The organism is Pseudomonas sp. EGD-AK9 (genome assembly GCF_000465935.2).
Lineage (GTDB): Bacteria > Pseudomonadota > Gammaproteobacteria > Pseudomonadales > Pseudomonadaceae > Aquipseudomonas.
Genome location: NZ_AVOF01000043.1, coordinates 1 through 11,837, shown reverse-complemented (window position 1 = coordinate 11,837; position 11,837 = coordinate 1). Strand labels below are relative to the sequence as shown.

9 protein-coding genes are annotated in these 11,837 nt (G+C 67.8%); 6 read left to right on the top strand and 3 right to left on the bottom strand.

From position 1 onward, the window contains the following. The 4 genes from pgaA to pgaD all read left to right on the top strand — a co-directional run. A partial coding sequence (gene pgaA / locus N878_RS02390; RefSeq protein WP_021442086.1) for a poly-beta-1,6 N-acetyl-D-glucosamine export porin PgaA occupies positions 1 to 1,779 on the top strand: 1,779 nt, incomplete at its 5' end. Between the two features lie 10 nt (positions 1,780 to 1,789). Beyond that, positions 1,790 to 3,793: a poly-beta-1,6-N-acetyl-D-glucosamine N-deacetylase PgaB gene (gene pgaB / locus N878_RS02385; RefSeq protein ID WP_021442085.1), complete on the top strand. Its 2,004-nt coding sequence runs from the start codon at positions 1,790 to 1,792 to the stop codon at positions 3,791 to 3,793. After that, positions 3,790 to 5,142, top strand: coding sequence for a poly-beta-1,6-N-acetyl-D-glucosamine synthase (gene pgaC, locus N878_RS02380; RefSeq protein ID WP_021442084.1), 1,353 nt, complete (start codon positions 3,790 to 3,792; stop codon positions 5,140 to 5,142). The genes pgaB and pgaC overlap by 4 nt, the downstream gene beginning before the upstream one ends. Next, complete coding sequence (gene pgaD, locus N878_RS02375; protein WP_021442083.1) at positions 5,139 to 5,654, top strand: poly-beta-1,6-N-acetyl-D-glucosamine biosynthesis protein PgaD; 516 nt, start codon at positions 5,139 to 5,141, stop codon at positions 5,652 to 5,654. The genes pgaC and pgaD overlap by 4 nt, the downstream gene beginning before the upstream one ends. 99 nt (positions 5,655 to 5,753) lie before the next feature. Here pgaD and N878_RS02370 read toward each other — a convergent pair whose 3' ends face one another. Further along, positions 5,754 to 7,931, bottom strand: a complete 2,178-nt coding sequence (locus tag N878_RS02370; protein ID WP_021442082.1) for a malate synthase G — start codon at positions 7,929 to 7,931, stop codon at positions 5,754 to 5,756. 502 nt (positions 7,932 to 8,433) lie between these two features. On the opposite strand from N878_RS02370, the gene N878_RS02365 reads away from it, so the two are divergent. Together N878_RS02365 and N878_RS02360 are read left to right on the top strand one after the other, a co-directional pair. Then, positions 8,434 to 8,883: a GNAT family N-acetyltransferase gene (locus tag N878_RS02365; protein ID WP_021442081.1), complete on the top strand. Its 450-nt coding sequence runs from the start codon at positions 8,434 to 8,436 to the stop codon at positions 8,881 to 8,883. Between the two features lie 34 nt (positions 8,884 to 8,917). Next, entirely contained in the window at positions 8,918 to 9,436 is a 519-nt protein-coding gene (locus N878_RS02360) for a glycine cleavage system protein R (protein WP_021442080.1), read from the top strand. 238 nt (positions 9,437 to 9,674) lie between these two features. Here the strand turns inward: N878_RS02360 and rarD are convergent, their stop codons facing one another. Further along, the gene (gene rarD / locus N878_RS02355; protein WP_021442079.1) at positions 9,675 to 10,568 is read right to left on the bottom strand and encodes an EamA family transporter RarD; all 894 of its coding nucleotides are present in this window, start codon (positions 10,566 to 10,568) and stop codon (positions 9,675 to 9,677) included. A 195-nt stretch (positions 10,569 to 10,763) separates the two neighbouring features. Next, a complete protein-coding gene (locus N878_RS02350; RefSeq protein ID WP_021442078.1) occupies positions 10,764 to 11,738 on the bottom strand; it encodes a serine/threonine protein kinase in 975 nt (324 codons plus the stop codon). Positions 11,739 to 11,837: the final 99 nt, after the last annotated feature.

Here is an 11,837-nt window from a genome sequence, read left to right as displayed (position 1 = left end):
CCCGAGCTGCTCGACGCCGCTCGGCAGCGCCAGCTGCAGGCCGACGCGCTGGCCGCGCTGGTGCGCATGGCGGACATGGCGACGCGTGGCGAGGTCGAGCGCTTTCGTCTCGCCGACCAGGCCCTGGCCGAGGCCGAACGCCTGCTCCAGGCCTGGGCCGAGCTGCCGCAGGCGCGCGCCGACAGTCTGCGGGTGCGTATCGATCGACTGGGGGGCCTGCATGCGCGGGTACGCATGGCCGAGCTGTTGGAGCATTACCGGCAGTTGCAGGCCGAAGGCGTCGAGCTGCCGGGCTATGCCCTGCGCTGGGTCGCCTCCGCCCAACTCTACCTGCGTGAGCCGGAGCAGGCGGCCGCCCTGTACCGGCGGGTGATCGCCGGGGAAAACGACAAGCACCCGCTCTGGCTGGCCGACCATCAAGGGCTGTTCTACGCGCTGGTGGAAAGCGAGCAGCTGGAGGAGGCCCATCGGCTCGCCACGCGGCTGGCGGCGCAGCAGCCGCCGCGGCTGTACCAGCCGGGCAACCCCGAGGCCGAGCCCAATGCGCGCTGGCTGGAGGCGCAGGTCATGCAGGCCAACGCCGAGCTGTACCTGAACGACACGCCGGCAGCTACCCAGGCATTCGCCCAGTTGGCCGGGAACGCGCCGAACAACAGTTCGTTGCGCACCTCGCTCGCCAGCCTGTACCAGGTCCGCGGCTGGCCGCGACGTGCCGAGGACGAGCTGAAGGTGGTGGAGAGCACGGCACCGCGGCATCTGGGCCTGGAGGTGCAGCAGGGCCTGGGAGCGCTGCAGCTGCAGGAGTGGCGCCAGCTCGACCTGCTGACCGACGACGTGATCCGCCGCTACCCGGAAAACCTGCAGGCGCAGCGTCTGGACAAGCTGCGCCGGGTGCATCACATGGCCGAGTTGCGGATTATCGCCTACCGCGGCCTGGGCTCGGGCAGCAGCGTATCCGGCGGCCATGACCTGGGCATCGACAGCGTCCTCTACAGCGAGCCGCTGCACGACGACTGGCGCCTGTTCGGCGGTGCCGGTTATGCCAGCGCGGATTTCGAGGAAGGGCGCGGCCATCATCGCTGGCAGCGCGGCGGACTCGAGTGGCGGGTGCGCAACCAGCGCCTGGAGGCCGAGGTGTCCCGCCACGACTACGGCCACGGCGACAAGCTGGGCCTGCGCCTGAACGGCTGGCACGACATCGACGATCACTGGCAGTACGGCTGGTCGGCGCAGTCCTTGTCGAGCGAGACGCCGCTGCGGGCGCTGAACGCCGACATCAGCGCCGACAGTCTGAGCGGCTTCCTGCGCTGGCGTGCCGACGAGCGACGCGAATGGCGGGCCTCCCTGGCTGCCGCGCATTTCAGCGACGGCAACGACCGTCTGGGCCTGCTGCTGGCCGGCAGCGAGCGTCTGTACACCGCGCCGACCTGGCAGGCCGACCTGGGGCTGGAGTTCTCCGCTGCCCACAACAGCGGCTCGGCCGACGTGCCCTACTTCAATCCTGCGGCCGAGTTCGGCGTGCTGCCCAGCCTGAGTCTTTCGCACAGCCTCTACCGGCGCTACCAGACCGCCTGGAGCCAGCAGCTGCAACTGGGCCTCGGTAGCAACAGCCAGCGCGACTACGGCAGCGCGGCGGTCGGCCTGATCGGCTACGGCCAGCGCCTGCGCCTGGATGACCGTTTCGATGGCGGTATCACCGTGTCGGCCCTGAGCCGCGAGTACGACGGCGACCGCGAGCGCGAAATGAGCGTGCTGCTCGATCTCAATTACCGCTTCTAAGGACCATCCCATGGCCTATTTCCCTCGTTGGCTGCTGCTCGGGCTGAGTGCCCTGCTGCTCGCCGCCTGCGCCGTCGAAGCGCCGCCCTTCACCCCGCCGCTGGAGCGCCCGCGGGCTGCCGCGGAGAGCCCCTGGCCGCAGGGGCGTGTCCTGGCACTGGCCTATCACGATGTCGAGGACGGCGAGGCCGACCAGCGCTTCATGTCGGTACGCACCGCCAATCTGATCGAGCAGCTGGCCTGGCTCAAGGCCAGCGGCTTCCAGGCCGTATCGGTGGATCAGCTGCTGGCTGCCCGGCAGGGCGGCCCGGCGCTGCCGGACAAGCCGCTGCTGCTCAGCTTCGACGACGGCTACGTCAGCTTCTACGAGCGCGTGCTGCCCATCCTTCGGGCCTATCAGTGGCCGGCGGTGCTGGCCCCGGTGGGCGTCTGGCTGGATACGCCGGCGGACCAGCCGGTGGATTTCGGCGGCGTACCGGTGGCGCGCGAGCGCTTCCTCAGCTGGCAGCAGATCGGCGAGATCGCCGCCAGCGGCCTGGTCGAGATCGCCGCGCATACCGACGCCCTGCACTATGGCGCGCAGGCCAATCCGCAGGGCAACCTGCAGCCGGCGGCGGCCACGCGCCTGTACGATCCGGCGCGCCGGCGTTACGAAAGCGATGCCGAGCATGATGCGCGCATCGCCCGCGATGTCGAACGCATCAGTGCCAAGATCCAGGCCGCCAGCGGCCGGGCGCCGCGGGTCTGGGTCTGGCCCTACGGGGAGGCCAGCGGCAGTGCCCTGCGCATCGTCGGCGATAACGGCTACGAGCTGGCCCTGACCCTGGAGAACGGCTTGGGCGACTTCGCCAACCTGCAGCAGGGCCCGCGCATGCTGCTCAGCGGCGACCCGGATACCAGCAACCTGGCCCTGGCGGTCAGCCGGGTCGAGGAGCAGAAGCTGATGCGCGTCGCCCATGTCGACCTGGATTACGTCTACGACCCCGACCCGCAGCAGATGGACGCCAACCTCGGCAAGCTGGTGCAGCGCATCGCCGACCTGCGCATCAGCACGGTGTTCCTGCAGGCCTATGCCGACCCCGAGGGCGACGGCCTGGTCAAGTCGCTGTACTTCCCCAACCGCCACCTGCCGGTGCGTGCCGACCTGTTCAACCGCGTCGCCTGGCAGCTGCGCACCCGCGCCAAGGTCGAGGTGTTCGCCTGGATGCCGGTGCTCAGCTTCGACCTCGATCCCGCCCTGCCGCGGGTGCTGCGCTGGTCCGCCGATGCCGCGCCGCAGGTGGACGAGGCGCAGTACCGTCGCCTGTCGCCCTTCGATCCCGAGGTGCGCCGGCAGATCGGCGAGATCTACGAGGACCTGGCGCGTCACGCCAATTTCGCCGGCGTGCTGTATCACGACGATGCGCTGCTCTCGGATTTCGAGGACGCCAGCCCGGCGGCCCTGGCGGCCTATCGCGCTGCCGGTCTGCCCGGCGAGATCGCCCGGCTGCGCGCCGACGAGGACAGCCTGCAGCGCTGGACACGTTTCAAGAGCCGTTACCTGATCGACTTCACCACCGAGCTGACGGCCAGGGTGCGTGCCATCCGCGGCCCGCAGGTGAAGACCGCACGCAACCTCTATGCGCAGCCGGTCATCAACCCCTACAGCGAGACCTGGTTCGCGCAGAACCTCGACGACTTCCTCGCCAGCTACGACTGGACCGCACCCATGGCCATGCCCTTCATGGAGGGTGTCGAGGCGCAGCAGGCCAATGCCTGGCTGGACCAGCTGGTGCAGCAGATCGCCAGGCGTCCGGGCGCGTTGCAGCGCACGGTGTTCGAGCTGCAGGCGCGCGACTGGCGTCGCGGCAGCCAGGGGCCGATCGACTCACAGCTGCTGGCCCAGTGGATGCGCCGCCTGCAATGGCAGGGCGTGCGCCACTTCGGTTACTACCCGGACGACTTCCATAGCGACCAGCCGCGTCTGCAGACGATTCGGCCGGCGCTCTCCAATGCCTGGTATCCCCTGCCATGATCGATCGCATCTACGCCCTGCTGATCCTGCTGCTGGTGCTCGGCGCCCCGGTCGGGGTGGCCCTGGCCCTGACCGGGGACGTGCTGCTGGACTTCGTGTTCTTCTACCCGCTGTTCATGTCGGCACTGTGGATGGCTGGCGGCAGCTACTTCTGGCTGCACTGGGAGCGCCACTGGCCCTGGTCCGACAGCGGCGAGGTGCTGCCGCCGCCGCTGGCCGGCGAACCACTGGTGTCGATCCTGGTACCGTGCTTCAACGAGGGCGAGCACGCCCGGGAAACCATAGGGGCGGCCCTGGCGCAGCGCTACCCGGCCATCGAGGTGATCGCCATCAACGACGGCTCTCGCGACGACACCGCCGCGGTGCTCGATCGCCTGGCGGCCGCCGAGCCGCGCCTGCGCGTGCTGCACCTGGCGCAGAACCAGGGCAAGGCCGTGGCCCTGCGCATGGGCGCCCTGGCGGCGCGCAGCGAATACCTGGTGTGCATCGATGGCGACGCCCTGCTCGATCAGGACGCCGTGGCCTACCTGGTGGCGCCGCTGATCGACAACCCGCGGGTCGGCGCCGTCACCGGCAACCCGCGCATTCGTACCCGCTCGACGCTGGTCGGACGCATCCAGGTGGGCGAGTTCTCCTCCATCATCGGCCTGATCAAGCGGACCCAGCGGGTCTATGGCCGCGTCTTCACGGTGTCCGGGGTGATCGCCGCGTTCCGCCGCAGCGCGCTGAACCGCATCGACTACTGGAGCGCGGACATGATCACCGAGGACATCGACGTCAGCTGGAAGCTGCAGCTCGATCACTGGTCGATCTTCTACGAGCCGCGCGCGCTGTGCTGGATCCTTATGCCGGAAACCCTGCGCGGCCTGTGGAAGCAGCGCCTGCGCTGGGCGCAGGGCGGCGCCGAGGTGTTGTTGAAGAACATCGGCACCATCTGGGCCTGGCGCTTTCGCTACATGTGGCCGCTGCTGATCGAGTTCGCCCTGTCGGCGATCTGGGCCTTCACCTTCGCCCTGTCGATCCTGCTGTGGCTGGTCGGCCAGCTGGTTGAGCTGCCGGCCGAGTTGCAGGTCAGCAGCATCATGCCGCCGGCCTTTACCGGCCTGGTGCTGGCCTGCGTATGCCTGCTGCAGTTCAGCCTCAGCCTGTTCATCGAGCGACGCTACGAAACCGGGCTGGCGCGCGCGTTGTTCTGGATCATCTGGTATCCCCTGGCGTTCTGGATGATCACCCTGTTCACCACCCTGGTCAGCTTCCCCAAGGTCATGCTCAAGCGGCGTCAGCAACGGGCGCGCTGGGTCAGCCCGGATCGCGGGATCAATACCCGCAACGCAAGGAAGCCGTCATGAGTCTGTTGATTCGTAGCCAACAGAGCCGTCTGGGGCGCGCCGTCGATGTGCTGCTGACACTCTCCGCCTGGGCGGCGATGGCCTATCTGCTGGTGCAGGGCGTGGCCTCGCTGCTGGCCAGCGGCCGGCATGGACCGCGGCCGGCCCTGGTAGCGGAAATCATGCCGACGCTCGATACCCTGCTGATCTACCTGCTGGTGGCGCTGGGGCTCGGCACCATCCTGCTGGCCTGGGCCAAGTACAACGAACGCCGCGCCGGCTGGTACCAGCGCCGTTCGCGCATGCCGGACATCGCCGAGGAGACTCTGGCGGCCAATTTCCAGGTCTCCCTGGCGATCCTCGATTGCCTGCAACGTCAGCAGGTGCTGATTCTGCACAATGGCGAGGACGGTGCGCTGGCTGCCATCGAGCTCCCCGGCACCGCGCTGCGCCTGCCGGCCCTGGCCAGCGACGAGCTGCTCGAGTCGCTGCGCAGCGAAGAGGCACCGAGCGCCGAGCCGCTGGCGGGCTGAGCGCAGCCTCTGGCGTCGGCGACAACGGCGCCCTGGGAAAAGAAAATCCCCGCAGCGAGTGGTCTCGCTGCGGGGATTTCTTTGTCGAGCCGGGGCGAATCAGAGACCGTTCTTGGCCTTGAACTCGCGACGACGGCGGTGCAGCACCGGCTCGGTGTAGCCGTTGGGCTGCTTGGTGCCTTCGATCACTAGCTCCAGCGCGGCCTGAAAGGCGATGTTGTTGTCGAAGTCCGGAGCCAGCGGGCGGTACAGCGGGTCGCTGGCGTTCTGCCGGTCGACCACCGGCGCCATGCGCTTGAGGCTTTCGATCACCTGGGCTTCGCTGACGATGCCGTGGCGCAGCCAGTTGGCCAGCAGCTGGCTGGAGATGCGCAGGGTAGCGCGGTCTTCCATCAGGCCGACGTCGTTGATGTCCGGCACCTTGGAGCAGCCGACGCCCTGGTCGATCCAGCGCACCACGTAGCCGAGGATGCCCTGCGAGTTGTTGTCCAGCTCGTTGCGGATTTCTTCTGCTGACCAGCTGGTGTCCTTGGCCAGCGGGATGGTCAGGATGTCGTCCACCGACGCCGGAGTACGCTTGGCCAGTTCGGCCTGACGGGCGAACACGTCGACCTTGTGGTAGTGCAGGGCGTGCAGGGTGGCGGCGGTCGGCGAGGGGACCCAGGCGGTGTTGGCGCCGGACAGCGGGTGGGCGATCTTCTGCTCGAGCATGGCGGCCATCAGATCGGGCATGGCCCACATGCCCTTGCCGATCTGCGCGCGGCCCTGCAGGCCGGTGGCCAGGCCGACGTCGACGTTGTTGTTCTCGTAGGCACCGATCCAGGTCTCGCTCTTCATGGCAGCCTTGCGCACCACGGCGCCGGCTTCCATGGAGGTGTGGATCTCGTCACCGGTGCGGTCGAGGAAGCCGGTGTTGATAAATACCACGCGCTCGCTGGCAGCCTTGATGCACGCCTTGAGGTTGACGGTGGTGCGGCGCTCCTCGTCCATGATGCCGACCTTCAGGGTGTTGCGGGCCAGGCCCAGCACATCCTCGACGCGGGCGAAGATTTCGCTGGCGAAGGCGACTTCTTCCGGGCCGTGCATCTTCGGCTTGACGATGTACACGCTGCCGGTGCGGGTGTTCTTGCGCGTGGTGTTGCCGATCAGGTTGTGCACCGCGATCAGGCTGGTGAACAGCGCGTCCTGGATGCCTTCCGGAATCTCGTTGCCTTCGGCGTCGAGGATGGCCGGGTTGGTCATCAGGTGGCCGACGTTGCGCACGAACAGCAGCGAGCGGCCGTGCAGGGTCAGCTCGGAGCCGTCGACCTTGGTGTAGACGCGATCCGGGTTCATGGTGCGGGTGAAGGTCTGGCCGCCCTTGGACACTTCCTCGGCCAGGTCGCCCTTCATCAGGCCCAGCCAGTTCTTGTAGACCACCACCTTGTCGTCGGCATCGACGGCGGCGACCGAGTCTTCGCAGTCCATGATGGTGGTCAGCGCGGCTTCCATCAGCACGTCTTTCACGCCGGCGGCGTCGGTGCTGCCGATGGGGCTGGCGGCGTCGATCTGGATCTCGAAGTGCAGGCCGTTGTGCTTGAGCAGCACGGCGACCGGCGCACTGGCCTCGCCCTGGAAGCCGATCAGTTGCGCGTCGTCGCGCAGACCGCTGTTGCTGCCGCCCTTGAGCGAAACCACCAGCTTGCCGTCAACGATCTTGTAGCCGGTGGAGTCGACATGGGAGCCGGCGGCCAGCGGCGCGGCCTCGTCGAGGAAGGCGCGGGCGAAGGCGATGACCTTGTCGCCGCGCACCTTGTTGTAGCCCTTGCCCTTCTCGGCGCCGCCTTCTTCGCTGATCACGTCGGTGCCGTAGAGGGCGTCGTACAGCGAGCCCCAGCGGGCGTTGGAGGCGTTCAGGGCGAAGCGCGCGTTCATCACCGGCACCACCAGCTGCGGGCCGGCCAGGCGGGCGATCTCTTCGTCGACGTTGGCGGTGGTGGCCTGGAAGTCTTCCGGCTCCGGCAACAGATAGCCGATTTCCTGGAGGAAGGCCTTGTAGGCAGTGGCGTCATGGGCCTGACCCTGGCGCGCCTGGTGCCAGGCATCGATCTGCGCCTGCAGTTCGTCGCGTTTGGCCAGCAGGGCACGGTTCTTCGGTGCCAGGTCCTTGATGACCGCGGCGGCACCGGCCCAGAACTGGTCGGCAGCGATGCCGGTACCGGGGATGGCTTCGTTGTTCACGAAGTCGTACAGGACTTTGGCGACCTGCAGGCCACCGACTTGAACGCGTTCAGTCATCACTTGCCTCACTCTCTCTGAGCTCTACTCGATAGCCGCTTCGGGCCCCTCTAAAACTACCTGCGTTGCCATCGCTGCGTTAGCAACAGACTCAGAATGCTCATTTACACCAAGTAAACTCCGCTTCTTCGCCCGTTCGATTCGCTGGCGCTCACCCTTCGGGCCAGCCTTCGGCTGTTACTCCCGTTGGTCGTTGCGCCTGGCGCTGGCTACCTCGCCTACGTTTTTAGAGGGGCTCGTCGGAGACGGGCTTGCCGTCTTGTAGTCCGAGGCGCGGCATACTACATCAAGATTCCGGGGAAATGCAGTGGGTGTGCGTCAGTCTGCGACCGGAAGACTCTGTGCGGTCACGTTGAATACGCTGTGTATGCAAAAAAGTGCGCTATTGTTTCATAAAATTTGCAAAAACGTACACGATTAATTGCGCGGGCTACTGACAAGAGGGCGAATATGGCCTACGCCGCCTTCGCCTATACTGCGCTGACCCGTTCTGGAGCCTGCCATGCCGGTATCCGCCGCCGTTGCCGCCGACCTCGTCGACCTCACCCGCCTGTTCGCCGGCTACCTGGCCTTCTACCAGGTGCCGCGGGCCGAGACGGAGATCGCCGCCTTTCTCCGCCAGCGTCTGCAGCGCGGCGACTCGCAGCTGCTGATCGCCCGCGACGAGCGGGGCGCGGCCCAGGGCTTCGTCCAGCTCTATCCCTTCCACTCGTCCCTGGCGCTGGAACCGGCCTGGCTGCTCAGCGATCTCTATGTCGACGAGTCGGCTCGCCGCGCCGGCGTCGGCGCGGCGCTGATGAACGCCGCCCGTGCTCATGCCGAGGCCAGCGGCGCCTGCGGCCTGCAGCTGGAAACGGCGAAGACCAACCTGGCCGGGCAGCGCCTGTACGAGCGCCTGGGCTATGTGCGCGACGAGCAATTTCTCACCTACTGGCTGGCGCTGCGCGGCTGAGCCTTTCCAATCCTGTGAACGAGTGAGGTAGTACATGGATCATCTGGTACTGACGGTGATTGCCGAGGATCAACCGGGGCTGGTCGAGCGCCTCGCCGCCTGCGTCGCCGAACACGGCGGCAACTGGCTGGAAAGTCGCATGGCGCGCATGGCCGGGCAGTTCGCCGGCATCGTGCGGGTGGACGTGCCGGCCGAGGCGCACGGCGGTCTGATCAAGGCCCTGGAGGCGCTCGGTGCGCAGGGCATTCGTGTGCAACTGGCGGTCAGCGGCAGCGAGCCGGGCGGACGCTTCACCGCGATCCGCCTGGAGCTGGTGGGCAACGACCGCCCCGGTATCGTGCGCGACATCACTCGCTTGTTGGCCGAGCAGGGTGTCAACCTGGAAAGCCTGCTGACCGAAGTGGCGCCGGCGCCGATGAGCGGCGAGCTGCTGTTCACCGCCGAGGCGCTGCTGGCGGTGCCGGAGACGCTGCCGCTGGAGCAGTTGCAGGCGCGCCTGGAGACCCTGGCCGACGACCTGATGGTGGAGCTGAATCTGCGTCAGGAGGACTGAATATCCACGGCTGGCGTGGATCAGCCTGTGGATAAGCTGGGGAGCCCCGGCGCACCCGCTAGTGCCCCGGGGTTTTCTTTGCCTGGCTAAAAAATCAGCAGGATCAAAGGTTTGTGCGCAAATGCCGGGGGGAGCTGTGGCTGGGCTGGGGCCGAAAGGCGCCGCGCCAGGGCTGACGCAGCCTGGCGGCGGTTGGGTGTTTTCTGCTCAGCCGAGTGCGTGCGCTGTGCGCACCCCCTTACACGCTCGGACGTTTGCGCAGGCTCAGCCAGATATCCAGGCTATACACCGCCAGCCCGGCCCAGATGCAGGCGAAGGCCAGCAGGGTGCTGGGGGCGAAGTGCTCGTCGAACAGCAGGATCGCCTGCAGCAGCACCAGGGTCGGCGCGATGTACTGCAGAAAGCCCAGGGTGGTGTAGGGCAGGTGGCGCGCTGCGGCGTTGAAGCACACCAGCGGCACCAGGGTGATGGGCCCGGCGGCCGCCAGCCACAGCGCCTCGCTACTGGTCCAGAAGCTCGCCTGGCTGCTCGCCGCCGCCGGGTGCAGGGCCAGCCAGGCCAGCGCCACCGGCAGCAGCAGCCAGGTCTCCACCACCAGGCCGGGCAGGGCGGCGACCGGCGCCTGTTTGCGGATCAGCCCGTAGAAGCCGAAGGTCAGCGCCAGCACCAGCGACACCCAGGGCAGGCTGCCCAGCTGCCAGACCTGCTGCAGCACGCCGAGGGCGGCCAGGCCGACGGCCAGCCACTGCAGGCGGCGCAGGCGCTCGCCGAGAATCAGCAGGCCGAGCAGCACGTTGATCAGCGGGTTGATGTAGTAACCCAGGCTGGCCTCGATCATCCGCTCGTTGTTCACCGCCCAGACGTAGACCAGCCAGTTGGTGGCGATCAGCAGTCCGCAGCCGGCCAGCACCGCCAGGCGCTTGGGATGGTCGCGCAGCTCGCGCCACCAGCCCGGGTGTTTCCACACGAGCAGCAGCAGGCCGCCGAACAGTGCCGACCAGAGCACCCGGTGGACGATGATTTCCAGTGCCGGCACGCTCTGGATGGCCTTGAAGTAGAGCGGGAACAGGCCCCAGATGACGTAGGCGGTGAGGCCGAGGAGATACCCGCGTCGCGGGTTGGCGGTGGCCATGCGGAGTCCTTGCTTAGGCAGCTAACGGTAGCCGCGGAATTCTAGTCTCCGGGCCCCGGGCTTGTCTGTTCGTTCAGTTTTTCTCCATGGCCGCGTGCCGGGAAAGTCGTAAGGCAAAGTTTACGCGGCGAGGGCAACTGTATCGGTCTGGGCCGGCTTGCCGGCGATCATTGCAAGGTTCATCCGGGCTACCTCTCAGAACAGCCGCAGCGGCTCCTCGTCCAGCGCCGCCAGTTGCTCGCGCAAGGAGAGGATCTGGTCGCCCCAGTAGCGCTCGCCGGCGAACCAGGGGAAGGCCAGGGGGAAGGCCGGGTCGTCCCAGCGTCGGGCGATCCAGGCGCTGTGGTGCATCAGGCGCAGCGCGCGCAGGCCCTCGATCAGCGGCAGCTCGCGGGCGTCGAAGTCGTGGAATTCCTGGTAGCCGTCCATCAGCTCGGCCAGTTGGCCGAGGCGCTCGTGGCGCTCGCCGGCCAGCATCATCCACAGGTCCTGCACCGCCGGGCCCATGCGGCAGTCGTCGAGGTCGACGATGTGGAAGCTGTCGTCGCGGCACAGCAGGTTGCCGGGGTGGCAGTCGCCGTGCAGGCGGATCGGCTGGACGCGCACGCGGGCGAACAGCTGATCGAGGCGCGCCAGCAGGTCGCGCGCCACCGACTCGTAGGCCGGCAGCAGGCTGCGCGGGACGAAGCCGCCGCCGAGCAGGGTGGCCAGCGAGGCGTGACCGAAATTGTCCACCGCCAGGGTTTCGCGGTGGGCGAAGGGGCGGCTGGCGCCGACCGCGTGCAGGCGGCCGAGCAACTGGCCGAGGCGGTACAGCTGATCCAGGTTGCCCGGCTCCGGCGCGCGCCCGCCGCGACGCGGGAACAGGGCGAAGCGGAAACCGCCGTGCTCGAACAGGGTCTCGCCGTCACGCAGCAGCGGCGCCACCACCGGCACCTCGCATTCGGCCAGCTCGAAGCTGAAGCTGTGCTCCTCGCGGATCGCCGCATCGCTCCAGCGGTCGGGGCGGTAGAACTTGGCGATCAGCGGCGCCTCGTCCTCGATGCCCACCTGGTAGACGCGGTTCTCGTAGCTGTTGAGTGCCAGCACGCGGGCGTCGCTGAGGTAACCGAGGCTCTCCACGGCGTCGAGCACCAGGTCCGGGGTGAGGGTGGAGAAGGGATGGCTCATGACAGGCTCCGCGCGCTAGGGCGCACAGTGTAGCCCTTTGTTCCCGGCCAGCGGGGTCAGACCTGGGTGCCGAGCAATACCTGGCTGGCGGCGAACTGC